At 65.1% G+C, this 24,253-nt stretch carries 20 protein-coding genes; 11 read left to right on the plus strand and 9 right to left on the minus strand.

Going from position 1 to position 24,253, the window contains the following annotated elements; genetic code table 11:
- Positions 1 to 8 precede the first annotated feature (8 nt).
- Together EC86_RS0118850 and EC86_RS0118855 are read right to left on the minus strand one after the other, a co-directional pair.
- Complete coding sequence (locus tag EC86_RS0118850) at positions 9 to 1,955, minus strand: AMP-dependent synthetase/ligase (RefSeq protein WP_029527412.1); 1,947 nt, start codon at positions 1,953 to 1,955, stop codon at positions 9 to 11.
- A gap of 147 nt (positions 1,956 to 2,102) precedes the next feature.
- Positions 2,103 to 3,290 carry an ABC transporter substrate-binding protein gene (locus EC86_RS0118855; RefSeq protein WP_029527414.1) on the minus strand — a complete coding sequence of 396 codons (1,188 nt, stop codon included), beginning with the start codon at positions 3,288 to 3,290 and terminating at the stop codon, positions 2,103 to 2,105.
- 137 nt (positions 3,291 to 3,427) lie between these two features.
- Here EC86_RS0118855 and EC86_RS0118860 point away from each other — a divergent pair, with 137 nt between their 5' ends.
- The 7 genes from EC86_RS0118860 (at position 3,428) to kdpE (ending at position 12,464) form a co-directional block, all read left to right on the plus strand.
- Entirely contained in the window at positions 3,428 to 4,135 is a 708-nt protein-coding gene (locus EC86_RS0118860) for a Crp/Fnr family transcriptional regulator (protein WP_029527416.1), read from the plus strand.
- Between the two features lie 294 nt (positions 4,136 to 4,429).
- Complete coding sequence (locus EC86_RS0118870) at positions 4,430 to 4,528, plus strand: potassium-transporting ATPase subunit F (RefSeq protein ID WP_029527418.1); 99 nt, start codon at positions 4,430 to 4,432, stop codon at positions 4,526 to 4,528.
- A complete protein-coding gene (gene kdpA, locus EC86_RS0118875; RefSeq protein WP_029527420.1) occupies positions 4,528 to 6,327 on the plus strand; it encodes a potassium-transporting ATPase subunit KdpA in 1,800 nt (599 codons plus the stop codon). The genes EC86_RS0118870 and kdpA overlap by 1 nt, the downstream gene beginning before the upstream one ends.
- Before the next feature lie 19 nt (positions 6,328 to 6,346).
- Entirely contained in the window at positions 6,347 to 8,422 is a 2,076-nt protein-coding gene (gene kdpB / locus EC86_RS0118880) for a potassium-transporting ATPase subunit KdpB (RefSeq protein WP_029527422.1), read from the plus strand.
- 19 nt (positions 8,423 to 8,441) lie between these two features.
- On the plus strand, positions 8,442 to 9,032 hold the full coding sequence (gene kdpC, locus EC86_RS0118885; protein WP_029527423.1) for a potassium-transporting ATPase subunit KdpC: 591 nt from the start codon (positions 8,442 to 8,444) through the stop codon (positions 9,030 to 9,032).
- 18 nt (positions 9,033 to 9,050) lie between these two features.
- Entirely contained in the window at positions 9,051 to 11,750 is a 2,700-nt protein-coding gene (locus EC86_RS0118890) for a DUF4118 domain-containing protein (RefSeq protein ID WP_029527425.1), read from the plus strand.
- A gap of 9 nt (positions 11,751 to 11,759) precedes the next feature.
- Positions 11,760 to 12,464 carry a two-component system response regulator KdpE gene (gene kdpE / locus EC86_RS0118895; RefSeq protein WP_029527427.1) on the plus strand — a complete coding sequence of 235 codons (705 nt, stop codon included), beginning with the start codon at positions 11,760 to 11,762 and terminating at the stop codon, positions 12,462 to 12,464.
- A gap of 85 nt (positions 12,465 to 12,549) precedes the next feature.
- Here the strand turns inward: kdpE and EC86_RS0118900 are convergent, their stop codons facing one another.
- The gene (locus EC86_RS0118900; RefSeq protein ID WP_156955365.1) at positions 12,550 to 13,074 is read right to left on the minus strand and encodes a DUF2244 domain-containing protein; all 525 of its coding nucleotides are present in this window, start codon (positions 13,072 to 13,074) and stop codon (positions 12,550 to 12,552) included.
- Between the two features lie 171 nt (positions 13,075 to 13,245).
- On the opposite strand from EC86_RS0118900, the gene EC86_RS0118905 reads away from it, so the two are divergent.
- The 3 genes from EC86_RS0118905 to EC86_RS0118915 all read left to right on the plus strand — a co-directional run bounded on the left by EC86_RS0118905 (position 13,246) and on the right by EC86_RS0118915 (position 16,622).
- On the plus strand, positions 13,246 to 14,082 hold the full coding sequence (locus tag EC86_RS0118905) for a pseudouridine synthase (protein WP_029527430.1): 837 nt from the start codon (positions 13,246 to 13,248) through the stop codon (positions 14,080 to 14,082).
- Positions 14,083 to 14,211: 129 nt separating this feature from the next.
- Entirely contained in the window at positions 14,212 to 15,582 is a 1,371-nt protein-coding gene (locus tag EC86_RS0118910; protein ID WP_029527431.1) for an esterase/lipase family protein, read from the plus strand.
- 446 nt (positions 15,583 to 16,028) lie between these two features.
- Positions 16,029 to 16,622 carry a hypothetical protein gene (locus tag EC86_RS0118915; protein WP_156955366.1) on the plus strand — a complete coding sequence of 198 codons (594 nt, stop codon included), beginning with the start codon at positions 16,029 to 16,031 and terminating at the stop codon, positions 16,620 to 16,622.
- A gap of 5 nt (positions 16,623 to 16,627) precedes the next feature.
- Here the strand turns inward: EC86_RS0118915 and EC86_RS0118920 are convergent, their stop codons facing one another.
- The 6 genes from EC86_RS0118920 to EC86_RS0118945 all read right to left on the minus strand — a co-directional run bounded on the left by EC86_RS0118920 (position 16,628) and on the right by EC86_RS0118945 (position 22,024).
- Positions 16,628 to 17,023, minus strand: a complete 396-nt coding sequence (locus tag EC86_RS0118920; protein WP_029527433.1) for a response regulator — start codon at positions 17,021 to 17,023, stop codon at positions 16,628 to 16,630.
- Positions 17,024 to 17,266: 243 nt separating this feature from the next.
- Entirely contained in the window at positions 17,267 to 18,004 is a 738-nt protein-coding gene (locus tag EC86_RS0118925) for a hypothetical protein (protein WP_029527435.1), read from the minus strand.
- A 211-nt stretch (positions 18,005 to 18,215) separates the two neighbouring features.
- The gene (locus tag EC86_RS0118930; protein WP_029527436.1) at positions 18,216 to 19,160 is read right to left on the minus strand and encodes a PhzF family phenazine biosynthesis protein; all 945 of its coding nucleotides are present in this window, start codon (positions 19,158 to 19,160) and stop codon (positions 18,216 to 18,218) included.
- A 31-nt stretch (positions 19,161 to 19,191) separates the two neighbouring features.
- Positions 19,192 to 20,412 carry an aminotransferase-like domain-containing protein gene (locus tag EC86_RS0118935; RefSeq protein ID WP_029527437.1) on the minus strand — a complete coding sequence of 407 codons (1,221 nt, stop codon included), beginning with the start codon at positions 20,410 to 20,412 and terminating at the stop codon, positions 19,192 to 19,194.
- Positions 20,413 to 20,465: 53 nt separating this feature from the next.
- On the minus strand, positions 20,466 to 21,416 hold the full coding sequence (locus EC86_RS0118940) for a DMT family transporter (RefSeq protein WP_029527439.1): 951 nt from the start codon (positions 21,414 to 21,416) through the stop codon (positions 20,466 to 20,468).
- Positions 21,413 to 22,024, minus strand: coding sequence for a LysE family translocator (locus EC86_RS0118945; protein WP_029527441.1), 612 nt, complete (start codon positions 22,022 to 22,024; stop codon positions 21,413 to 21,415). The genes EC86_RS0118940 and EC86_RS0118945 overlap by 4 nt, the downstream gene beginning before the upstream one ends.
- A 118-nt stretch (positions 22,025 to 22,142) precedes the next feature.
- Here EC86_RS0118945 and EC86_RS0118950 point away from each other — a divergent pair, with 118 nt between their 5' ends.
- Positions 22,143 to 23,567 (plus strand): aminotransferase-like domain-containing protein, encoded by a 1,425-nt coding sequence (locus EC86_RS0118950; protein ID WP_029527442.1) that lies wholly within the window; start codon positions 22,143 to 22,145, stop codon positions 23,565 to 23,567.
- The last annotated feature ends 686 nt before the right edge of the window (positions 23,568 to 24,253 follow it).

The following is a 24,253-nucleotide window of genomic DNA, read 5'->3' on the forward strand; positions in this document are numbered from 1 at the left end:
TTGTCTATTCAGGCAGCGGCTTTGACCGGGGAAAAGGTTTTGGCATCCGACAGCTTGAGCGTGGCGCTGACGCTGCCGGTGCGGCCGTCCTCGAACTTGACGACGGTTTCGATGTACTGCTCGGCCTTGCCGGCATACAGCGCCTCGACCAGCACGCCGTACTTGTCGGCGATGAAGCCGCGCCGCACCTTGTTGGTCCGCGTCAGTTCACCATCGTCGGCATCCAGCTCCTTGTGCAGGATCAAAAAGCGGCTGACCTGGCTGCCGGCCAGCAGCGCGTCGCTGGCCAGGTCGGCATTGACCTTCTCGACGCATTCCTTCATGAGCTGGTAGACCTCGGGCTTTTGCGCCAGGTCGGTGTAGCCCGCATAGGGCAGGTTGCGCCGTTCTGCCCAGTTGCCCACGGCGTCGAAATCGATGTTGATCATGACGCAGACGCGGTCGCGCCCGTCGCCCAGCGCCACGACTTCCTTGATGAAGGGGAAGAACTTGAGCTTGTTCTCTACATACTTGGGCGCGAACATCGCGCCATCGTTCGGTCCGCCCTTGATACGGCCGACGTCTTTCACCCGGTCGATGATCTTCAGATGGCCGTGCGCGTCGAGGAAACCGGCGTCGCTGGTGTGGTACCAGCCGTCGGCGGTCAGCACCTCGGCCGTGGCCGTCGGGTTTTTGTAGTATTCCTTGAGCAGTCCGGCCGACTTGACCATGATCTCGCCGTTTTCGGCGACCTTGATCTGTACGCCGCGAATCGGCACGCCCACGGTGTCGGCGCGCGCCTGGTTGTCGGGCTGCAGGCAAACGAAGACGGCGGTTTCGGTTGAGCCGTAGAGCTGCTTCAGGTTGATGCCGATCGAGCGGTAAAACGTGAACAGGTCGGGGCCGATGGCTTCGCCGGCGGTGTAGGCCACGCGTACCCGGCTGAAACCCAGGTTGTTGCGCAGCGGGCCATAGACCAGCACATTGCCGATGGCGTATTTCAGCCGGTCCAGCGCGCCGACGGATTCGCCATTCATCAACGCCGGTCCGACACGCCGGGCGACGTTCATGCAGGCCTCGAACATCTTGCGCTTGAGCGCGCCGGCATCTTCCATGCGGATCATCACGCTGGTCAGCAGGCCTTCAAACACCCGGGGCGGTGCGAAGTAGTAGGTCGGGCCGACTTCCTTCAGGTCAATCGTCACGGTGCTGGCCGACTCGGGGCAGTTCACCACGTAGCCGCAGGCCAGCCACTGGGCGTAGCTGAAGATGTTCTGGCCAATCCAGGCGGGCGGCAGATAGGCCAGCACTTCCTCGGCACTTGTCAGTTTGTCGAATTCGGCGCCGGCGGTGGCGCGGTCGAGCAGCGTGCTGTGGGTGTGGACCACGCCCTTGGGGTTGCCGGTGGTACCGGAGGTGAAGAACATCGCGGCCACGTCATTCGGCTGGACCTTGGCGACTTCGGCGGCAAACCACTGCGGGTTTTTGGCGGCAAAGGCTGCGCCCGATTCGATCAGCGCATCGAGCGAGGCGAGGCCGGGCTCGCTGTAGGTGCGCAGGCCGCGCGGGTCGTCGTAATAGATGTTGGAGATTTGCGGGCAGCGGTCGCGGATTTCGACCAGCTTGTCCACCTGCTCCTGGTCCTCGACCATGGCAAAGCGCACTTCGGCATTGTTCAGCGGAAACACGCATTCGGCGCCAACGGCGTCTTGGTACAGCGGCACCGGGACCGCGCCCAGCGACTGCACCGCCAGCATGGTGGCGTACAGGCGCGGGCGGTTGGCGCCAATCACAACCATGTGCTCGCCGCGCTTCAGGCCGGCCTGGCTCAATCCTGCGGCCAGTTGCCCGACCAGTCCGGCCAGCGACGACCAGCTGTGCGCCTGCCAGATGCCGTACTCTTTCTCGCGCATGGCCGGCGCGGCCGGACGGTCGGCGGCATGCTTGAGCAGCAATTGGGGAAATGTGGTCTGCATCCGGGTCTTCTCTCCAGGTGGGGCAGTTTCTTTTTAAGGAAATCTGCGGTGTGAAACGAATGGTAGGGCTCCATTTGACGCTGGGATGTCGTTGCAACGACAATTTAGGGGAAAGTCCTAGTGGGGTGTCCCCGGGGTCGGGCGCTTTTATCGGATAAGGCGGCCGTCACGTCCCACCATGTTGAGTTCCACGAAGTGTGAAGCGCCCTTGGAGGAGTTGGTGAAACTCACCTCGAAGCCGCCAAGGTCATAACGTTTCATCGCCCAGGCGCTGTCGATGAAGCTGCTGCGCGTGGGATTGCGTCCGGCCCGGCGCAGCGCTTCGGCGAACACCCGGGCGTTGACATAGCCTTCGAGCGCCAGGTGCGAAGGCGCCAGCGCCACGCCGGCCGCTTTCCAGGCCTGCTGGAATTCGCGCGCCAGCGGCAGGATGTTGTTGGCCGGCAGGGGCATGACCTGCGACACGGTGATGCCGGTGGCGTCATCGCCCATGGCCTTGAGCGTGGCCGCCGAGCCCATGACCGACAGGGCGTACAGCGCCAGCCCCTTGCGCTGCTGGCGGATGGCCTTGACGAATTCGACCGTGGGCTGGCCCGCCAGGCCCATGATGACGGCCTCGGGCTGCGACGCGGCAATCTTCGCGGCCGCAGCGGCGGCGTCCGACGAGTTGTTCTCGATCGTCGCCACCGCCGCTTCGCTCAAGCCCTTGCTGGCCATCACCTGCCGGGCGACAGCGGCGACATCCTTGCCGAAGGCATTGTTCTGGTGGACGATGGCGATGCGCTTGATGCCGATGGTCGCCAGGTGCTGCACCAGGTGCCCGGTCTCGTCGGCATAGCTGGCGCGGATGTTGAACACGTTGCGGGCATTTTTGGGGCGCGCCGACGCGGCGCCGGTGAAGGGCGCAAAAAACGGAATGCCCGATTCGATCACCTGCGGCAGCATGGCCTCGACCATGGGCGTGCCCAGGCAGTTGAAGATCGCAAAGCAGTTGCGGTCGGCGATGAAGCTTTTGGCATTGGCCAGTGCGCGCGGCACGTCGTAGCCATCGTCCACGGCATTCAGTTCAATCGACCGGCCGTTGACGCCGCCAGCCGCATTGAGGGCCGTAAAGTACACCTTGGCGCCCTGATGCACGGCCTGCCCGAGGTCGGCCAGCGGCCCGGTCAGCGCGGTGGACTGGAAGATTTTCAGCGGGCCGGTGTCTTGTGCCCAAAGCGGTGCGTGAAGGGCCAGTGGCAGCGCCGCAAGGGCGCCCAGAACCCCCCGCCTTGACAGTGTTGCTGCCGCGTCATGGTTCGTCGCAGCAGGCAGGAGGGGAAGGGGATGGGTCATGCTTTGTCTCGGATGTAGTTCAGGGGTGAAAGGGCGCGGGCGATGTTATGCTTTAAATTTGTGTTTTGGCTTACATCCAAGGCCAGTTGGATGGCTTGATTTGCGCTATGCCGTGGCAAGAGATTTTTTCCTGATCCATGTCAACAGACCTGACCCTTCACCAGCGCCGCAGGCAGCCCTCCACCGACGAGCTGAACAGCATTCCGTGGCTGGCCCTGCTGCGCCCCGACGAGCGCGCGCGCGCGGCGGCCAGCCTGCAGGTTGGCGATGCGCAGGCCGGCGACTATGTGTGCCGCGTCGGCAAGCCGGTAACCTACTGGTTCGGCGTGGTCGAAGGGCTGCTCAAGATGAGCGCCGACAATGCGCAGGGCCTGACCATGACCTTTGCCGGCCTGCCGCCCGGCGGCTGGTTTGGCGAAGGCACGGCGCTCAAGCGAGAGCCCTACCGCTACAACATCCAGGCGCTGCGCAAAAGCGTGGTGGCCGGCCTGCCGATTGAAAGCTTCCACTGGCTGCTCGACCATTCCATCGGCTTCAACCGTTTTGTCATGAACCAGCTCAACGAGCGCCTGGGCCAGTTCATTTCAGCGCGCGAGATCGACCGCATGAACAACCCCGACCAGCGCGTGGCGCGCAGCCTGGCGGCGCTGTTCAATCCGGTGCTTTACCCCGGCGTGGGCGAGGTGCTGCGCATCACGCAGCAGGAGATGGCCTACCTGGTCGGCCTGTCGCGCCAGCGGGTCAACGAGTCACTGCGAACGCTGGAGGCGCAGGGCATTATTCGCGTTGAATACGGCGGCCTGCGGGTGCTCGACCTCAAGGCGCTGCGCTGCGGCAGTTTTTAATAAAAAAATACGCTTTGCGCAGGTTGCGCATGTGTTTTTAGCTATTAAATTAATAGCATTGACGGTTGAATGTGCCATCGCAGCCGGCGACAGCATTTTTACGCTTTCTTTATACGGCGCCAGCGTTCTTCTACCCCGTTTTTATACCCCCAAAGCTAAGCTTCCTTTCATCGTTTTACGTGGGAGAAGGTGAATGGATATTGCTTATGTCGCAGGGCTGGCCCTGCTGTGGGGCTTGACGGCGCTGCTGGTCCGGGGTTTCAAAAATCTCGATCAACCGCAGGGAGGCCGCCCATGATCAGTCTTGAAGTGCTGTACGGCTTTGGCGGCCTTTGCGCCATCTTGCTGCTGGCTTACCTGGGTTACGCGCTGATCTGCGCCGAGGAGTTTTGATGAGCAGCGCTTCATGGGGCCTGCTGGCCCTTTACCTGGGCGTTTTGCTGCTGGCGGCCTGGCCGCTCGGCATCTGGCTGGCGCGCATCAGTTCGGGCCGGCTTCCAGGCTGGATGCAGCGGCTGGAAGCGCCGCTCTACCGCCTGGCGGGCACGTCGCCCGACAAGTCGATGAACTGGTGGCAGTACGCGCTGGCGTTGCTGGCGTTCAATGCCGTGGGCCTGCTGGCGGTCTATGCGCTGCAGCGTTTTCAGGCCGTGCTGCCGCTCAATCCGGCGGGCATGGCGGCTGTCTCGCCCGACTCGGCCTTCAACACCGCCATCAGCTTTGTCGCCAACACCAACTGGCAAGGCTACGGCGGCGAGTCCACCATGAGCTACCTGACGCAGATGCTGGCGCTGGCGGTGCAGAATTTCTTATCCGCCGCCACCGGCATCGCGGTGGTGTTTGCGCTGTTTCGCGGCTTTGCCGCGCGCGCCACCGGGGCCATCGGCAACTTCTGGGTCGATGTGACGCGCATCACCGCCTGGCTGCTGGTGCCGCTGTCGCTGGTGTTCGCGCTGCTGCTGGCGGGCAATGGCGTGATCCAGAATTTTGATGCCTACAAGGACGTGGGCACGCTGGAAACCACGAGCTACCAGCAGCCTAAAACCGGTCCCGACGGCCAGCCTTTGACAGACGCACAAGGCGCTGCTGTCATGGAGGACGCCAGGACCAGCACGCAGACGCTGGCCATGGGTCCGGTGGCTTCGCAGGAAGCCATCAAGCTGCTCGGCACCAACGGCGGCGGGTTTTTCAACGCCAATTCCGCCCACCCTTACGAGAACCCGAATGCGGTCACCAATTTCTTCCAGATGCTGGCGATCTTTTTGATTCCCGCCGCGCTGTGCTTTGCCTTTGGCCGCGAGGTCGGTGACCGGCGCCAGGGCTGGGCCGTGCTGGCGGCGATGACGGTGATGTTTGTCATTGCCGTGGTCGCCATCGTGCCGGCCGAGCAGGCGGGCAATCCGCTCTTGAGCCCCCTGGGCGTTGACCAGTTGGCCAGCGCCCTGCAGTCGGGCGGCAACATGGAAGGCAAGGAAATGCGCTTCGGCATCACCGCCTCCGCTTTGTTCGCCGTCATCACCACGGCGGCGTCGTGCGGCGCCGTCAACGCCATGCACGACTCCTTCACGCCGCTGGGCGGCATGGTGCCGCTGGTGATGATGCAGCTGGGCGAAGTGGTGTTCGGCGGCACCGGAACGGGGCTCTACGGCATGCTGGTGTTTGCCATCCTGGCGGTGTTCATCTCGGGGCTGATGATTGGCCGCACGCCGGAATACCTGGGCAAGAAGATCGAGGCGCACGAGATGAAGCTCACCTCCATCGCCATCCTGGTCACGCCGATCCTGGTGCTGGCCGGCACCGCCATCGCCGTGCTGGCAGGCGCGGGCAGGGCGGGCGTGGCCAATCCGGGCGCGCACGGCTTCTCGGAAATCCTGTACGCCTTCACCTCGGCCGCCAACAACAACGGCAGCGCCTTTGCCGGCCTGTCGGCCAACACGCCGTTCTATAACACGCTGCTGGGCGTGGCAATGTGGCTGGGGCGCTTCGGCGTGATCGTGCCGGTGCTGGCGATTGCCGGCAGCCTGGCCGCCAAGAAGCGACTGCCCGTCACGGCTGGCACGATGCCGACGCATGGCCCGCTGTTCGTCATGCTGCTGATCGGCACCGTACTGCTGGTCGGGCTGCTCAATTACGTGCCAGCGCTGGCGCTGGGCCCGGTGGTCGAGCACCTGATGCTGTGGCCCGGTCAATAAACCGCAAGGTATTACAACCATGACAACTAAAAAACCTTTCGTCCTGCTTGATCCGGCGCTGCTCAAGCCCGCCATTGCAGCGTCCTTCGCCAAGCTGAGCCCGCGCGTGCAGTGGCGCAACCCGGTGATGTTCGTCGTCTACATCGGCAGCATTTTGACGACGCTGCTCGGCCTGCAGGCCTTGCAGGCCCCGGGCGAAGCGCAGTCCGGCTTCATCTTTGCCGTGGCGCTGTGGCTGTGGTTCACCGTGCTGTTCGCCAATTTCGCCGAGGCGCTGGCCGAAGGCCGCAGCAAGGCGCAGGCCGCTTCGCTGCGCAGCCTCAAGAAAAGCACCTGGGCCAAGAAGCTGAAGGAGCCTGCACACGGCGCGACCTGGCTGCCGGAAGAGGCTGAAAACCTGCGCAAGGGCGATGTGGTGTTGATCGAGGCTGGCGACATGGTGCCGCTCGATGGCGAGGTCATCGAAGGCGTGGCGTCGGTCGATGAGAGCGCCATCACCGGCGAATCGGCGCCGGTGGTGCGCGAGTCGGGCGGCGACTTCTCATCCGTCACCGGCGGCACGCGGGTCCTGTCCGACTGGCTCGTGGTGCGCATATCGGTCAACCCCGGCGAGTCCTTCCTGGACCGCATGATCAGCATGGTCGAGGGCGCCAAGCGCGCCAAAACCCCCAACGAAATCGCGCTGACGATCTTGCTGGTGGCGCTGACGATTGTTTTTTTGATCGTCACGGTCACGCTGCTGCCGTTTTCGATCTTCAGCGTGGCCGCGTCCGGCGCGGGCTCAGTGGTCAGCATCACCGCGCTGATCGCGCTGCTGGTCTGCCTGATCCCGACCACCATCGGAGGCCTGCTGTCGGCCGTCGGCGTGGCCGGCATGAGCCGCATGATGCAGGCCAATGTGATCGCCACCTCGGGCCGGGCGGTCGAGGCGGCGGGCGACGTGGATGTGCTGCTGCTCGACAAGACCGGCACCATCACCCACGGCAACCGCCAGGCGTCGAGCTTCTTCCCGGCGCCGGGCGTGACCGACCTCCAGCTCGCCGTCTGCGCCATGCAGGCGTCGATGGCTGATGAGACACCCGAAGGCCGCAGCATCGTCACGCTGGCCCAGCGCGCGGGCGCCGCCGAGCCGCTGGTCGGCAGCATTTCCGAAGTTCCCTTCACGGCGCAAACCCGCATGAGCGGCATGGACGTGCAGCAGCCCGGCGGTGGCACGCGCCAGTTGCGCAAGGGCGCGGTCGATGCGATTCGCAAACACGTCGAATCGCTGGGCGGCAGCGTGCCGGCGGAAGTCACGCGTGCCTCCGAAGAAGTCTCGCGCCGGGGCAGCACGCCGCTGGCCGTCAGCGATGGCGCGCAGGTCCTGGGCGTGGTGGAGCTGAAAGACATCGTCAAGGCCGGCATCAAGGAGCGCTTTGGCGAGCTGCGCCGCATGGGCATCAAGACCGTGATGATCACCGGCGACAACCGGCTCACGGCGGCCGCCATTGCCGCAGAGGCCGGCGTCGATGACTTCCTGGCCGAGGCCACGCCCGAGGACAAGCTCAAGCTGATCCGCCAGTACCAGGCCGAGGGCCGGCTGGTGGCCATGACCGGCGACGGCACCAACGACGCGCCCGCGCTGGCGCAGGCCGACGTGGCGGTCGCCATGAACAGCGGCACGCAGGCGGCCAAGGAAGCGGGCAACATGGTCGATCTGGACTCGAACCCGACCAAGCTGCTGGAAATCGTCGAAACCGGCAAGGCGCTGTTGATGACGCGCGGCTCGCTCACGACGTTTTCAATTGCCAACGACGTGGCCAAGTATTTCGCCATCATTCCGGCGATTTTCGTCACCACCTACCCGCAGCTCGCCGCGCTCAACGTGATGCGTCTCGGCAGCCCGTCGTCGGCGGTTTTGTCGGCGGTGATCTTCAATGCGCTGATCATCATGTTCCTGATCCCGCTGGCGCTCAAGGGCGTGAAGTACCGCGCAGTGGGCGCTGCCGCCCTGCTGCGGCGCAACTTGTTGATCTACGGCCTGGGCGGGCTGGTCGTGCCCTTCATCGGCATCAAGGCGATCGACCTGCTGCTGGTCGCGCTGAACCTGGCCTGAATTTTCAAAGGAGTCCATTATGAAAAACATACTTCGTCCCGCGCTGGTCCTGTTTCTGTTGCTTACGCTGCTGACCGGCGTGGCCTATCCGCTGGCCGTCACCGGCGCGGCGCGGCTGCTGTTTCCGGACCAAGCCGCTGGCAGCCTGATCCTGCGCGATGGCAAGCCGGTCGGCTCCGCGCTGATCGGCCAGAACTTCACCGACCCCGGCCATTTCTGGGGCCGTCCGTCGGCCACCGGCCCCATGCCCTACAACGCCTCGGCGTCCGGCGGCTCCAACCTGGGGCCGCTGAACCCCGCGCTGGTCGATGCCGTCAAGGGCCGCATAGACGCCCTGCGCGCCGCCGATCCGGGCAATGCCGGCCCCGTGCCGGTCGATCTGGTGACCGCCTCGGCCAGCGGGCTCGATCCGCATATCAGCCCGGCCGCTGCCGGCTACCAGGCCGCGCGCGTCGCCCGGGTGCGCGGGTTGCCGCTGGAAAAGGTGCAGCAACTGGTCACGCAGGAAACCGAAACGCCGCTGTTCGGGCTGCTGGGCGAGCCGCGCGTGCATGTGCTCAGGCTTAACCTGGCGCTCGATGCGCTCAAGCGCGTCAATGCGCCGGGCTGATGCAGTAACCTGCGCACAATGAACACACCCGCCAGCCAGCGCCCCGACCCTGACGAGCTGCTGCAGCGGCTGCAGCAGCAGGAAAAGCAGGGCGCGCGCGGCCGGCTGCGCATATATTTCGGCGCCAGCGCGGGCGTCGGCAAGACCTTTGCGATGCTCAGCGCCGCCCAGCGCGCGATGAAAGACGGCCGCGATGTGTTGGTCGGGGTGATCGAAACCCACGGGCGCAGCGAAACGGCCGAACTGCTGGTTGGGCTGAAGCAGCTGCCGCTGCGCGAGGTGGCCTACCGGGGCAAAACGCTCAGGGAGTTCGACCTGGACGCGGCGCTGGCGCGCAAGCCGGACATAGCGCTGGTCGATGAGCTGGCGCACAGCAATGTGGACGGCTCGCGCCACCCCAAGCGCTGGCAGGATGTGCAGGAGCTGCTCGATGCCGGCATCGACGTCTGGTCGGCCATCAACGTGCAGCACCTGGAAAGCCTGAACGGCACGGTCGGCGCCATCACCGGCATCCGCGTCAATGAAACCGTGCCCGACACCGTGCTGGACGCGGCCGACGAGATCATCCTGGTCGATGTCACGCCCGACGAGCTGACGGCGCGCCTCAAGGCCGGCAAGGTCTACCTGCCGCAGCAGGCCGAGCGCGCGGCGCAGAATTTTTTCCGCAAGGGCAACCTGATCGCGCTGCGCGAGATTGCCCTGCGGCGCACTGCCGAGCATGTCGAGGACGATGTGCGCAGCTACCGGGTCGAAAAATCCATCGCCCCGGTGTGGAACACCGAAGGCGCGCTGCTGGCCTGCATCGGTCCGCGTGAAGGCGCCGAGCAGGCCGTGCGCACGGCGGCGCGGCTGGCCGGCCAGCTCAATGTGCGCTGGCATGCGGTGTATGTGGAAACCCCGCGCCTGCAGCGGCTCAAGGAATCCGAGCGCGACCGGATTCTGGCCGTCATCAAGCTGGCCGATGAGCTGGGCGCCGCCACCGCCGTGCTGGCGGCCAGCGATGTGGCCGCCGAACTGGTGGCGCAGGCGCAGCTGCTCAACTGCGCCACGCTGGTGGTCGGGCGGCCCGCGCCGGCGGATTGGCGAACGCTGTGGAGCGGGCGCAGCATGACGCGCCGGCTGGCCTTGCTGGCCCCCACGCTGGACATTGTGGAAGTGGGCCATGCCCAGAGCACCCGGCGCCTGGCCCCGGCTGCGCTGCGCAGCGATGACGACGCGGCTGCCGCCTGGCACGGCAGCCTGCCGCGCTATGCCTGGGCGCTGGCCAGCAGCGTGGCCATCACCGTGCTGGCCACGCCGCTGCTCAATGTTTTCGATCTGGCCAACATCGTCATGCTGTTTTTGCTGGGCACGGTGCTGGTGGCGCTGAAGTTCGGGCGCGGCCCGGCGGCGCTGGCGGCGTTCCTCAATGTCGCCGCGTTTGATTTTTTCTTCGTCGCGCCGCGCCTGTCGCTGGCGGTCAGCGACGTGCAGTATCTGGTGACGTTCGCCGTCATGCTGGTGGTCGGGCTGCTGACCGGCCAGCTCACGGCGGGCCTGCGCTTTCAGGCGCGCATCTCAAGCAGCCGCGAGCGCCGCGCGCAGTCGCTGTTCGAGCTGACGCGCGACCTGTCGGCGGCCTTGATGCCCTCGCAGGTGGCCGAGCTGGGCGAAGCCGCTGTGCAGCGCGACTTCGGCGGGCAGGCGCTGGTGCTGGCCATCGACGCCCGGGACCAGCTGGTGCCGCCCGGCCACGCGCCGCCGGGCTTTGACGCCAGCGTGGCCGACTGGGCGTTTCGCCATTCGCAGGCCGCCGGCCTGGCCACCTCAACGCTGTCGGCCCAGCCCTGGCATTACGTGCCGCTGAAGGCGACCATGCGGGTGCGCGGCGTGCTGGCTCTGCAGCCCGCAAAGCCCCGCTGGCTCTTGATTCCCGAGCAATTGCAGCAGATCGACACGCTGGCGCGGCAGATCGCCATTGCGATGGAGCGCGTGCATTACGTGGAGATTGCCCAGCAGGCGGTGGTCGAGATGGAGTCGGAGCGGCTGCGCAACACGCTGCTGGCGGCGATTTCGCACGATCTGCGCACACCGCTGACGGCGCTGATCGGGCTGGCCGAGTCGCTGCAGCGCTCGCAGCCGCCGCTGGCGCCGCAGCAGGCCGGCATGGCGCAGGCGATGACGCAGCAGGCGCGCCAGCTCAATGCGCTGGTGAGCAACCTGCTCGACATGGCGCGCTTGCAGAACGGCGCGGTCAGCCTGCACCGCGAATGGCAGTCGGTCGAGGAGGTGGTCGGTTCGTCGATTCGCGCCGCGCAGCCCGCGCTGGACGGCCGGGCGGTACGAGCCGACATTCCGCCGGATTTGCCGCTGGTCGAGTTTGACGCGGTGCTGATGGAGCGCGTGCTGGTGAACCTGCTGGAAAACGCGGCCAAATACGGCGCGCCGCCGTTTGAAATCCATGCGCGGGCGACGCAGGGCAGCCTGGTGTTGAGCGTGCGCGACCACGGGCCGGGGCTGCCGCGCGCGCTGCGCGGCCGCGAGGCCGAACTGTTCGAGAAATTCACCCGTGGCCAGAGCGAGTCGGCCACGCCGGGCGTCGGGCTGGGGCTGGCGATTTGCAAGGCCATCGTCGATGCGCATCGCGGAAAGATCGTGGCTGGCAATGCCCCGGGCGGCGGGGCGGAGTTCACTGTGACACTGCCGCGCGGTTTGCCGCCCGAGCCGGCGCCGGAATAAACTCTGCCGATGCCCATTCCCATTGTTGTCATCATCGAAGACGAGCCGCAAATCCGCCGTTTTGTCCGCAGCGCGCTGGAGGCTGAGGGCTGGCAGGTGTTCGAGGCCGACACGGCCAGAAAAGGCCTGAGCGAAGCGGGCACGCGCAAGCCCGACCTGCTGGTGCTCGATCTGGGCTTGCCCGACGGCGACGGGCTGGACCTGATCCGCGACGTGCGCGGCTGGTCGGGTGTGCCGATCATCGTGCTGTCGGCGCGCAGCGGCGAAGCCGGCAAGATTGCCGCGCTCGATGCCGGCGCCGACGATTATTTGACCAAGCCCTTCGGTGTTGGCGAGCTGCTGGCCCGGGTGCGCGCCAACCTGCGCCGGCCCCGCGCCGCCGCCGCCGACGGCACGACGGCGGAAGAGGCCGACCCGGTGTTTCGCTTCGGCGCGGTCGAGGTGGACCGGCAGGCGCGACTGGTGCGCCGCGCTGGCGCGGAAGTCCACTTGACGCCCATCGAGTACCGACTGCTCAGCGTCTTGATCGCCAACGCCGGCCGGGTGCTGACGCACCGCCAGCTGCTGCGCGAGGTGTGGGGGCCGTCGCATGCCGGGCAGAGCCACTACCTGCGCATCTACATGGGCCACCTGCGGCAAAAGCTGGAGCTTGACCCGGCCCAGCCGCAGCATCTGCTGACCGAAACCGCCGTGGGCTACCGGCTGGCGGCCTGAAAGTCAAGTAAAAATAGCCGTTTCCGCACGTCCAGAAAGCAATGTTTGCTATGGATTAAGGAGTAAATGGCAGCGAGCCAGACCGCTAGGGCGCCTGCACGGGCGCACCCGCCCGTCTTGCGGCCAAAGCCAGCCTTATTTCCCGCTCCACCCGCCGTTTCTGGCCGGACGCCAGCTGCGTCGCCACCTCGACCCGCTGCGGGCTGCAGCACAGCCACAAGCGCTCCATGCGCACGCCGCTGCGCTCCAGGCGCGCCCAGGCCGGATTCATGCGGTAGTGCGCGGTGTTCATGCCGCGCACCACCTCGATGGCCAGGTGGCCGTCCGGGCCGAAGCTGATCTGTTCGCCATCGGCCGCATGCACCATGTAAAAAAGGTACAGCGCCCCGGCCACCGTGATCTCCAGCAGGCACCACAGCGGAATCATCCACACCCCGTGCCAGCCAAAAAACAGGGCGATGGTGATGCTGAACGCCACCAGCGCTGCATAGCTCAGCAGCAGCTGGCCGGGTGTCAGCGCGCAGCGGCGCCTGAGTTGCCAGCAGGGTGCGTTTTCACCGGCGTCCGCAGCGGGCTGGGGGCCGTCCGGTGTCGAGGGGAGGGTGTTCATGGCTTGGACGATCAGGTGCGCGGCAAGGCCGAATTTTCGCAACGCCGGTAGGCGCCTGGATAAAAAAAGAAAATATACCCGTGCCCGCCCAAAAGGTCATACCGGCCCTGCGAACGACCCTATCGGCACCGGCCATCGGCGTCAGCGCAGCCGTCCTAAAATACCCCGGCCATGTCCGACCAAAATTTCCCCAAACCTCCTGCCTCCGGCGCGGTGCGCATTCGCGCCACGCCGGCCGCCGACGGCGCGCCCGCGCCCACCGTCCGCCTGAACAAACGCATGGCCGACCTCGGCCTGTGCTCGCGCCGCGAGGCCGACGACTGGATTGCCCGGGGCTGGGTGCGCGTCAACGGGCTGCCTGCCGTGATGGGCCAGCCGGTGGCGGTCAACGCGCGCATCGACGTCGCCCGCGAAGCCGAGCAGCAGCAGCGCCAGCAGGTCACCATCCTGATCAACAAGCCGGTCGGCTACGTCAGCGGCCAGGCCGAGGACGGGCATGAACCGGCGGTGGCGCTGGTGCAGCCCGAAAACCGCTGGCGCGAGTGCAACAGCCGCATGCGCTGGGGCTTTGAACAATTGCGCGGCTTGGCGCCGGCCGGCCGGCTGGACATCGACTCGATCGGCCTGCTGGTGCTGACGCAGGACGGCCGCGTGGCGCGCCAGCTCATCGGCGAGGACTCGGAGATGGAAAAGGAATACCTGGTGCGCGTGAGCTACGGGCCTGAAAACGTCAATGTGCAGGCGGCGTTTCCCGCTGAAAGGCTGGCGCTGCTATGCCATGGCCTGAGCCTGGACGGCCAGCCGCTTCGCCCGGCGCAGGTCAGCTGGCAAAACCCCGAGCAGCTGCGCTTCGTGCTCAAGGAAGGCAAGAAGCGCCAGATCCGCCGCATGTGCGAGCAGGTCGGGCTGTTCGTGACCGGTCTCAAGCGCGTGCGCATTGGCCGCGTCAACCTGGGCCACCTGCCGATCGGCCAGTGGCGCTACCTGATGCCGCACGAGCAGTTCTGAGCGGATTTTTCAAGCCAAAACAACTGTTTGCGCAGGCGGGTCGTGCGCAAACAGCTATTTAATCAATAGCGGTGTGTGGCGGGTCGCGGGGCACTGGCGCAAGCGGCCCAAACTCAGCACAATCGGCGCATGCCCACTTCTCCGGCGGCCGAAAAGGCCACACCCCGTTTTTCGCGCCTGCCCGGCTACCTGCACCTGTCCGACATCCAGGGGCTGGCGCAACTCGCCATGCAGGGCGCGCTGGGCGTCACCGACCTGGTCGAGAACGTTCAGGGCAATGTGTACAAGGCGGTCGCTGCCTACTTTGGCCCGCTGGGGGCCCGGTTTGTCGACGGCATGCCCGGGCGCAGCGGCATCAAGGCCTTCGGGATCACCGGGCTGGTTTACGGCAGCGTCAAGGGCGCGACCCGGCTGGCGGGCGGGGCTGCCGGTGCGCTGCTGTCGCGGGCAAAGGCGCTGCAGGGCAAGAAAACCCCTTCCCGTCGGCGCGAAGCGATGCTCGCAGCCCTCAACGGCGTGCTGGGAGACATGCTGCTTGAAACGGCCAACCCGCTGGCCATTTCCATGAGTCTGCGCCACCAGGGCCAGCCGCTGGCGCTGGACAAGGCGGCGCTGGCGCAGCGCCTGACCGGCGCGACCGGCAAGGTGCTGGTGCTGATTCATGGCCTGTGCATGAACGACCTGCAGTGGCGCCCTCGTGGTGCGTCAAGCGCGCTGCATCCCGCGCACGACCACGGCCTGCACTTGGCGGGCGAACTGGGCTACACGCCGGTTTACCTGCACTACAACAGCGGCCTGCACACCTCCGTCAACGGCCTGCAACTGGCCGGATTGCTGGAGCAACTGCTTGCCGCCTGGCCGCAGCCGGTTCAGGAACTGACGCTGCTGGGGCACAGCATGGGCGGCTTGCTGGCAAGGAGCGCCGTGCATCAGGCCACGCAAGCCGGTCACGCCTGGCCGGCGCAACTCAAGCGGCTGGTGTTCCTGGGAACGCCGCACCACGGCGCGCCGCTGGAGCGGGTGGGCAACTGGATCGATGCCGTACTCGACAAGCAGGCGGTCACCCGGCCCTTCGCCAAAATCGGACAGATCCGCAGTGCCGGCATCACCGACCTGCGCTACGGCAATGTGCTGGAGGCCGACTGGCGGCACGCCGGCCGCTTTGTCAGCGTGCCCGATGCCCGGCAGGTCTTGCCGCTGCCGGCTGGCGTCGCCTGCTACGCGGTAGCCGCCACCACCGTCGCCCATGGGGCCGGGCCGCTGGCACCGGTCCGGCACGCCTTGAGCCACAAAATGGTGGGCGACGGCCTGGTGCCGCTTGAAAGCGCGCTCGGCCGGCACGAAGACCCGCATCGCACGCTGGCGTTCGCGCCGGACCAACAGTGGATCGCGCATGGCATGGGCCACATGGATCTGCTGAGCCGGCCGGAGGTAAGTGCGCAACTGGTGCGCTGGCTGGGCGCGCCGGCTTCGTCGCCGCCAGGGCAGCGCGCCGGTTGAAGCGGCAAGCAAGCCCGGCCACATAGCGCGCCGCGCGTGGCGTGGCCAAACGAGCGCTAGCCGCCGCTCCCTGCGCCTTATCGGTCGCCACCTCCCCGAAGCACAGGCAACTCCCGGGAATGGCTGAGCTTTATCGGCATCAAGGTGGGTCGCCGCGCGCGTTCAGTCCACCACCACAAAGTTTCTCGCTACAGGACGCAGTGGGCGGCAGCGTGGCGTGCTGCAACTAGAAAAATGCTTTTAGCAGCCGGCTGTCAATTTTTATTCATCAAAACAATATTGATTTTTTAATCAATATTGTTAATATAAGTAAAATTTAATTTTAAATGATCAATTTATTGGTCGTTCATGAGTTGCCACCTTGCTTGAATGAGTGATGTGGTGCCGATGAAATTTCGGCGAGTGGCAAGTAATCTTTGGCGCGGTTGCAAGGCACGGTGGTCATCATGAAAGAAATGCGGCTGCGAGTCATGGGGCAAGTCATGGCATTTCTGAAGGGCGCAACGCGTGCTCGGGCCGGCTCTGTCAGGTGGTTTTGGGTTGCCAACGGGTTGCGGCTGCAGCGCACGCGGGAGCAGTTGGCGATGGCGGCCATGCTCGCCGTGGGCGCGGTGGCGGGAGTCCCGCCAGCCGAGGCGGCGGACGGCGCCAATGCCCAAGTCGCCGTCGGCGCCACGGTATTGCGCCATGCCGGCATTCATATGTTGACGGCGCCGCGCACGGTCAGTATTTCACAGGCCGACATCGCCCGCGGGTATGTGGACGTAGCCATTCCCTCGACGCTGGAAATCCGTTCGAACAGCCCAACCGGCTACCTGCTCGCGATCGAGAGCCAGGCCGATTTCGCCAGGGGAACCGAGGTGCGCGGCAACGGCGGCGTCGCCTCGCTCGATCGTTTCGGCGGAATGCTGAGCATTCAGACCGTCGGCCACGGCATGAAAACGACGCCAGTCGAGTTGCGCTTTCGTATCCTGCTCTCGCAACAAGCCCGTCCCGGCGTTTACCCTTGGGCGCCCCAGATATGGGTGTTACCCGTCTAGCGACACTAGGCCGCGCACTGGGGCATTCTGGCGGCCATCGACTTGCAGTAAGCCACCAGGCTGTCGAGTTCGGTGGCCTTGTGATAAACCGCATCGACGCCCAGCCGTTCGCAATGGTGCAGCAGGTGGTCGTTGCGCGCATGGTTGGTCATCACGAGAATGCTCTGCTCGGGCCGCCGGTTCTGGCAATGCCTGATGACGCCGACACCGGTTCCCTCGCTCAGGAAAAGATCGACCAAGGCAATGTCCCACTCGTCGGGATGGCGATCCAGCCAGCCAACCGCCTGGGGTTCCGTGGCGGCCATGCCGACAACCACCGCCTTTGCTTCCGCCGTCAGGATTTGCGTCAGGTAGGCACATTGGGCGGCACTGTCTTCAACCAGAAACACTCTTAGAGCCATTGTTTTCCTTTGAACGAAGGCAGGACATGCTTTTCAGGAAACAGCCCGGAACACCCGTCAGTAAGGCGTGGAAAGGTCACTTTATTACAAAAGTGTCGGATTCGATCCGAAATTTACGAAATGTGGATGCTTTCCGTGTCCTGACTCTACTTTATTTAATCAAATTTATCAAAATTAAATTGAGATTTGTCAGTTAAATATTGCGTCAAAAGGTGCGCTATGCGGATGGCCAGCAGGAATGATTCAGCGCGTGCCGGCGCGATCGGCGGGCAATCCCTGATGTTGAGAAGTAAGGGAGAAGGTCAGGCGCGCACCGCTGTCGCTGCGCGCGATCCCGACGGCTTCGGCGCCCGCCAGCAGTTCCAGATCCCGCCAGTTCAACAGCCGGTAGCCGTTCGCCATCGCCATTCTTGCCTGTTGCCGTTCCTGCGGGCTCAGGTCAATCGACAGGTCGATGCGGTCAGGGAACACCTGGGCGCGCAGCGTGAGCGTGGCGGGCGCCGTTGATTCGTCGCTCAGGCAGACAAGCGCTGCGCTGACAACGCTGCGAAGCGCCCGGCTGGAAAGCTCTGCCGGAACCTGCGACACCTCATTGGCAATGACGAAACCCTTGAGCTTGAACTCGTTGAACAGCAGCGTGGCGCATTCGTCCACGCCAGCGTCAAAGCGCTGGGAGGCAGCCGGTTTTGGATGAACCCACGTCAGCAGGTCGATGACGGACTTGATGGCCGACTCCGACACGCTGCCCAGCAGGTCGCAGTCCTGGCGCATGCTGCCCAGGTCCGGGCTGGCCGACTGGAGGCGCCGGTCCATCATGACGGCAATCATGTCCATCGACTGGAAATTGCCCATGATCTGGTGCTGAAGCACCGGTGTCAGGCGCTGCAGCAAGGCGTACCGCGCGCCTTCTTCAAGCAGCGACAACTCGGCGCCCGGCGCATTTCCGGGCAGAGGGGGACTGGTCAAAGTTTTCGGGGTCATCCTGGAAATCCATCGTTGGCAAGGGGAGGTTGTGCTGCAAGGTCCTGCCCGTGATTAAGGGAAAGGCTCCATTGCGCGCGTGTCGCTTCCCGGGATTCTAGGCTGGCAGCCCGGCCATTGGACCGCCACCTTGCAGCGGTCAGGGATAAGTGAAATACCGGCGCCGATTCTGGTTACCCAGAGCAAGCGCCGGTCTGGCAGGGGGCCGTTTTCAGCCCAGGCTCGCGCCAAGCATGACCTGGCCTTCGATGCAGGTCACCGATTCGCCGCCGACCCAGACCTGGCCCTGCGCATCGCGCTCGACATGGACCTGGCCGGCACGCCCCAGGCAAACGCCTTGCGATGCGAGGTAGCGCGTGGGCATGCGGCCTTCGGCCATCAGCCACTGCGCCAGACTGGCATTGAAGCTGCCGGTGACCGGGTCTTCGGCAATGCCGATGGCGGCGGCGAAAGCGCGCACTTCCAGGTCAGGCGCGGCCGGGGTGCCGTGCTGTTTCGCGGTGTCAAGGTCGAACGCGCGCGCTTCACGGTTGGCCCGGGCGATCAGCAAGGGCGTTTCCTCGGGCGGGTAAAGGGCTGCGACGCCGACCTTCACCCCGAATTTTTCAAGCGCCGAATGGTCGGGCGCCAGCTGCAGCACGGATTCCACGCTGCCCAGCAGCAGGCCCAGCCACACCGGTCCGTTGTCCAGCAGCTGCGCGTCCAGCACCTGCCCGGCTTGCAGCCCGAGTGCCTGGACCACCTGCGCCAGCAGTTCGGCGCCGGGCTCGGTGCGCAGCAGCGGCGGCGCGGCAAAGGCAAGCCGCTGCGTTCCCTTTTCACTCCGGATGTTGACCAGGCCCACCTGGCATTCCTGCACGATCAGGCCTGCTTCCTTCGGCTGTCCGCCGGCCTGCAGCCAGGCGTGGCAGCTGCCCAGCGTCGGATGGCCGGCAAAGGGCAGTTCGCCGCCGGGCGTGAAGATGCGCACCCGGTAGTCGGCCAATGCATCGGTGGGCGGCAGCAGGAAAGTGGTTTCCGACAGGTTCGTCCAGCGGGCAAAGCGCTGCATCGCCACGTCGTCGAGCCCGCTGCCGTCGAGCACGACCGCCAGCGGGTTTCCCTGATAAGGAACGGATGTGAAAACGTCAACTTGCCGGAACGGACGAGGTGTCATGGATTGCTTTCCTGGGCAGGGTCTCGGCGTTTCAAACCAGGGGAAGTGCTTCAAGGGGCTGGCTGATGCTGGCCGCTAGAGCGCTTGCGTCGGCGCGCATGTCCCGGATGGCAGCGGCCAGCGCGGCAATGCCGATGTCGATCTGCGCCACGCTGGAGGTCACGAAGGACAGCCGCAGCGTGCGGGCATCGGGCTTGCCGGCATAAAACGCCCAGCCCGGCACAAACGCGACATTGCGCTCGACCGCCCTGGGCAGCAGCTCCACCGCATTCATGCCTTCGGGCAGGCGCACCCACAGGAACATGCCGCCGGCCGGCGTGTTCCATTCGACGCCGTCGGGCATCTCGCGCGTCATGGCGGCCAGCATGGCGTTGCGCTGGGATTTGTAGAGCGCGCGGATGGTCGGAACATGGCGATCCAGGAAGCCGTCCTTCATCACTTCGGCCACCAGGCGCTGGTTGAAGCCGGGGCTGTGCAGGTCGGCGGCCTGCTTGGCCTGCAGCAGCTTGGGGAAGATGGACGCGGGCGCGACCATGAAACCCAGCCGCAGCCCCGGCGCGAGCACCTTGGAGAACGAGCCCAGGTAGATGCAGTCCTCGGGGTTGCGCGCGGTCAGGGGCAGTGGCGGCGGCGTGTCGAACCACAGGTCGCCGTAGGGGTTGTCTTCAACCAGCGGCAGGCCCAGGCGCGCCGCCTCCGCGCTCAGCGCTGCGCGGCGTGATTCCGGCATGGTGCGGCCGGTCGGGTTCTGGAAGTTCGGCAGCACGTAGAAAAAGCGCGCGCCTTCGGCCTTGGCGGCCAGGTCGGCAATGTCCACGCCGCCATCGTCGCTGGCGACGCTGACAATCTCTGGCTCCATCGGCGTGAAGGCCTGCAGCGCGCCGAGGTAGGTCGGCGTTTCCACCAGCACGCGGCTGCCCTCGTCGATCAGCACCTTGGCGACCAGGTCCAGTCCCTGCTGCGAACCGGTGGTGATCAAGACCAGCGCCGGGTCCACGTTCCAAGGCAGCATCGCTGCCACCATCTCGCGCAGCGGCGCGTAGCCTTCGCTGGCCGCGTACTGCAGCGCGGCATGGCCGTCTTCGCGCAGCACCTTTTCGCAGGCCGCGCTGAAGGCGCTGACCGGAAAGGTCTTGGGCGAGGGCAGGCCGCCGGCAAAGCTGATGATGCCGGGCTTTTCGGTGACCTTCAGGATCTCGCGGATCACCGACGGGTTCATTTTTTCGGCGCGTCGCGCCTGTGTCCATTTCATTTCAGTCTCCTGTTGATGACCCGATTGTCAGATAGATGGGGATGCCGGCCGAATCAGCCTTTGGCCGTCAGGGGCTTGGAGGGCATCGCGTTCACCGGCATTTTCTTGCCGATGAACACCGTCGCCATCACCGCCAGGCCAAAGCCCACCGTCACTGCGTCCAGCCGCTCGCCCAGCAGCGGCACGGCAAACAGCATCGACAGGAAAGGCTGCACCAGTTGCACCTGGCTGACCCGCACCGTGCCGCCCAGCGCCAGGCCCCGGTACCAGGCAAAAAACCCCAGCCACATCGAAAACACCGCCACATACGAAAAGCCCCACCACGCACTGGCCTTCAGGGGTGCCACCGGCCAGCTGGTGATGGACAGCGGCAGCGTCAGCGGCAGGGCCATGACCAGCGCCCAGCAAATCACATGGTCGGCGCGCATCTGCTGCGACAGCCGCCCGCCGTAGCCGTAGCCGACAGCGGCGCACAGGACAGCCGCCAGCAGCAGCAGATCAGCCGGCTGAATGCGCAAACCGTCAGTGGAGCCGGAGCGCAGCAGGGCAAATGCCATCACCAGCGCGCTGCCCACGGATGCGCACAGCCAAAAGCCATTCGAAGGCCGCTGGCGATGCAGCAGGGCGCCCACGGCAGCGGTTGCCAGCGGCAGCATGCCAATGATGACGCTGGCATGCATAGCCTCGACATGGCGCATGGCCAGCGAGGTCAACAGTGGAAAGCCCAGCACCACGCCAGCCGCCGTGATCGCCAGCGGCCGCCAGTCCTGCCGCCGGGGCAACGGCGCCCGGGTCGCAAACAGGAGCAGCGCGGACAAGGCAGCAGCCACCACAGCCCGGCCCATCGAAATAAAGACGCTGGACATTTGCGGCGCATCATGGCTGCCAACCGCCAGGCGGGTCATGGGCAGCGTGGCGGCAAAAATCACGATGCCGAGCAGGCCCAGCCACAGCCCCCGGGTGATATCGGCCTGAGGGTGCCGGGTGTTGTCGGGGTGAGTCATATGAACAGCATCCAGAGGGCGGTGACCACCAGCACGGCGGCCATGGCGCGGTTAAAGACGACCAGCCGGCGGCCCGAGCCCAGCGGTCCGGCCAGCCATTCGCGCAGCAGCGAGCCGGCCAGCGCATACGTCAGGTTGCTGGCAAAGGCAAAGGCCAGCATCACCGGCAGCACCACGGCCATGCGCTGGCCGGGGTCGGCGCGGCCGGCAATCCAGCCGCTGACAATCGCCAGCGCCAGCATCCAGGCCTTGATGTTGACAAACTGCAGCGCCGCGCCCTGCCAGAAGGTAACGCTCAGCCGCGCTGCGTCGGCCTGGCTCAACTGGCGCGAGCGCGCTATTTTTGACGCCAGCCACAGCAGGTAGGCCACGCCGGCGAGCTTGATCGCCCAGCTCAGCAGCGGCACCGCCACCACCAGCGCCCCCAGGCCCAGCGCGCAGACCGCCAGCAGCACGCCCCAGCCCACCGGCACGGCGCAGACAAATGGCATGGCGCGGCGCAGGCCATGGTTGGCCGCGAGCGCGGTGGACAGCGTGGTGTTGGGGCCGGGCGTGAAACTCATGGCCGTGGCCAGGACGAGCAGCGCGGTAAATTCTTGCCAGTTCATGGCGATGACTTTATAGTTTGCAGCAGCACACTGCCAATACAGTTTGAGCAACAAATCAAAAAACTGTATTGCCCGTTTTGACAGCACACGGCAGGGCGCCCTGCCAGAAAAGACAGCCATGCTGATGAAAACCGCTTCCCAGTCCCTGGCTGAACAGCTCTGCGCGCGTTTCGCCGAACGCATCCGCACCCGCTTGCTGGCCCTTGGCGCACGCCTGCCGTCGGTGCGGCTGTGCGCCGAGCAGCAGGGCGTGAGCGTGTCCACCGTGGTGGCCGCCTATGACCAGCTGCAGGCGCAGGGGCTGGTGGTGGCGCGCAAGAACCGGGGATTTTTTGTCCGGGATTTGGCATCAAATATGCCGTTTGCGCAGGCTGCATATGCGCAAGCAGCTATTGAAAACATAGCAGTCTCAGCGCGTGCGCCGGTCGATGCCGCTGCGCTGATTCGCGGCATGTTCCATTCGGTCAGCCACAAGCCGCAACCGGGCATGGGCGTGTTTCCGGCGGAATGGCTGGAAGCGGGCTTCCTGCTGGCGGCAGTGCGAAAGGTCACCAGCGCCAGCGCGCTGCGCGAGCTGTCGCTGCACTACGGCGAGCCCATGGGCGACAGCGGCCTGCGCCGCGCGCTGTCGCAGCGGCTGGGCGCGCTCAACATTCCGGCTGATCCCGGGCAGATCATCACCACCGTCGGCGCCACCCATGCGCTGGACATCATCAGCCGCACGCTGCTGCGCGCCGGCGACTGCGTGATGGTCGAGGAGCCCGGCTGGGCGGTGGAGTTTGCCCGGCTCGATGCCCTGGGCATGCGCATCCTGCCGGTGCCGCGCCGTGCCGACGGACCCGACCTGGAGGTGATGGCGCAGTATTGCCAATTGCACAGCCCCAAGCTGTTTGTCAGCGTCAGCGTGTTCCACAACCCGACTGGCCATTGCCTGGCCCCTGGCAGCGCCCACCGGCTGCTGCAACTGGCCAGCCAGCACGACTTCCACATCGCCGAGGACGACACCTACAGCCATTTGGCACCCGACCATGCCACGCGGCTGTGCGCACTCGACGGCCTGCAGCGCACGATTTACGTCAGCGGGTTTTCCAAGATTCTGGCGCCCGGCTGGCGCGTGGGCTTCATGGCCGCGCCGCCCGAGCTGGTCGAGCGCCTGCTCAACACCAAGCTGCTCGCCACCCTGACGACGCCCGCGCTGCTGGAGAAAGCCCTGGCGTGGTGCATCGACCAGGGCCAGCTGCGCCGCCACGCCGAACGCATCCGCAGCCGGCTCGACCAGGCGCGCGGGCGCAGCGTCAAGCTGGCGCTGGCCCATGGCTGCAGCTTCGCCGCCGAGCCCGCAGGCCTGTTCGGCTGGGTCGAGACCGGCGTGGACACCGACGCGCTGGCGCAACGCCTGCTCGACGAGGACTATTTGATCGCGCCCGGCTCGCTGTTCCATGCGGTGCGCAAGCCCGGCACGCTGATGCGGATCAACTTCGCGACGACGCAAGACGCCGCGTTCTGGAAAGTATTCACGCGGCTGCGGGATGGCATGCGCTGAAGCGCTTTCGGGCCTACCCGGCTGCGTCTGGGAACCGGTGGCTTGCAGGCCCTTTCTTTTCTGCATTGGGTATTAATTGCAGAGCAATTTACGCACGGGCATATGGAATCTCAGCCTGTTTTCGACAGAAATCACCCCGGTGCGCCCAGCCGAATGAAGAGCGCTGTCCGGATTTTTATTGCGTCTGCGTGGATTGCAAGTCCGTTACCTTGTTTCGAATCCCGATTCGATGGCGGAAATACACGCTTGTTGTAACCAGTTGCCGCTAGAGGAATGCCTGCTGCCGGGCAATGGCTGCGCCACTGCATGCAAGGGGCCGGCTGTTCGTGCGCATGGCGTTTTGAAGGTGGCGCCATCAGCCTCACTTGTCTTGGGCGATTCTTTGCAAAATATGTTTCATGAGAGTTACGAATACAGAAGAGAAAATGTCAGTTTTAAAAGTAACAGTAAGTAATTATTTTGCTAAAAAACTGATTAATTGTTGTTTTTAAGTGGGAAATTTCCGTTGTTTTCGTGAATTTATTCGTCTTTTGCTATGTTATTCGTAATTTTTGTAACTTGCTTAATATCTTTTAGCATAGAGTTACATTTTATTTAAATTGCAATCGACACAGTAACAAGTTGTGCTGCAGCCTCCAGCGTTTATCGCAGTGGTTCGCATCAGATGTGTCACCGCCGGATATCAC

The organism is Polaromonas glacialis (assembly GCF_000709345.1).
GTDB lineage: Bacteria > Pseudomonadota > Gammaproteobacteria > Burkholderiales > Burkholderiaceae_C > Polaromonas > Polaromonas glacialis.

What these genes read in the sequence shown, in the direction of transcription:
- EC86_RS0118870 (WP_029527418.1), top strand. Translation starts at nt 4,430, where the DNA reads ATGATCAGTCTTGAAGTGCTGTACGGCTTTGGCGGCCTTTGCGCCATC.
- EC86_RS0118850 (WP_029527412.1), bottom strand. Translation starts at nt 1,955, where the DNA reads ATGCAGACCACATTTCCCCAATTGCTGCTCAAGCATGCCGCCGACCGT.
- kdpE (WP_029527427.1), top strand. Translation starts at nt 11,760, where the DNA reads ATGCCCATTCCCATTGTTGTCATCATCGAAGACGAGCCGCAAATCCGC.
- EC86_RS0118855 (WP_029527414.1), bottom strand. Translation starts at nt 3,290, where the DNA reads ATGACCCATCCCCTTCCCCTCCTGCCTGCTGCGACGAACCATGACGCG.
- EC86_RS0118930 (WP_029527436.1), bottom strand. Translation starts at nt 19,160, where the DNA reads ATGACACCTCGTCCGTTCCGGCAAGTTGACGTTTTCACATCCGTTCCT.
- EC86_RS0118945 (WP_029527441.1), bottom strand. Translation starts at nt 22,024, where the DNA reads ATGAACTGGCAAGAATTTACCGCGCTGCTCGTCCTGGCCACGGCCATG.
- EC86_RS0118915 (WP_156955366.1), top strand. Translation starts at nt 16,029, where the DNA reads ATGAAAGAAATGCGGCTGCGAGTCATGGGGCAAGTCATGGCATTTCTG.
- kdpC (WP_029527423.1), top strand. Translation starts at nt 8,442, where the DNA reads ATGAAAAACATACTTCGTCCCGCGCTGGTCCTGTTTCTGTTGCTTACG.
- EC86_RS0118935 (WP_029527437.1), bottom strand. Translation starts at nt 20,412, where the DNA reads ATGAAATGGACACAGGCGCGACGCGCCGAAAAAATGAACCCGTCGGTG.
- kdpA (WP_029527420.1), top strand. Translation starts at nt 4,528, where the DNA reads ATGAGCAGCGCTTCATGGGGCCTGCTGGCCCTTTACCTGGGCGTTTTG.
- EC86_RS0118920 (WP_029527433.1), bottom strand. Translation starts at nt 17,023, where the DNA reads ATGGCTCTAAGAGTGTTTCTGGTTGAAGACAGTGCCGCCCAATGTGCC.
- EC86_RS0118925 (WP_029527435.1), bottom strand. Translation starts at nt 18,004, where the DNA reads ATGACCCCGAAAACTTTGACCAGTCCCCCTCTGCCCGGAAATGCGCCG.
- EC86_RS0118940 (WP_029527439.1), bottom strand. Translation starts at nt 21,416, where the DNA reads ATGACTCACCCCGACAACACCCGGCACCCTCAGGCCGATATCACCCGG.
- EC86_RS0118890 (WP_029527425.1), top strand. Translation starts at nt 9,051, where the DNA reads ATGAACACACCCGCCAGCCAGCGCCCCGACCCTGACGAGCTGCTGCAG.
- EC86_RS0118910 (WP_029527431.1), top strand. Translation starts at nt 14,212, where the DNA reads ATGCCCACTTCTCCGGCGGCCGAAAAGGCCACACCCCGTTTTTCGCGC.
- EC86_RS0118950 (WP_029527442.1), top strand. Translation starts at nt 22,143, where the DNA reads ATGCTGATGAAAACCGCTTCCCAGTCCCTGGCTGAACAGCTCTGCGCG.
- EC86_RS0118905 (WP_029527430.1), top strand. Translation starts at nt 13,246, where the DNA reads ATGTCCGACCAAAATTTCCCCAAACCTCCTGCCTCCGGCGCGGTGCGC.
- EC86_RS0118900 (WP_156955365.1), bottom strand. Translation starts at nt 13,074, where the DNA reads ATGAACACCCTCCCCTCGACACCGGACGGCCCCCAGCCCGCTGCGGAC.
- kdpB (WP_029527422.1), top strand. Translation starts at nt 6,347, where the DNA reads ATGACAACTAAAAAACCTTTCGTCCTGCTTGATCCGGCGCTGCTCAAG.
- EC86_RS0118860 (WP_029527416.1), top strand. Translation starts at nt 3,428, where the DNA reads ATGTCAACAGACCTGACCCTTCACCAGCGCCGCAGGCAGCCCTCCACC.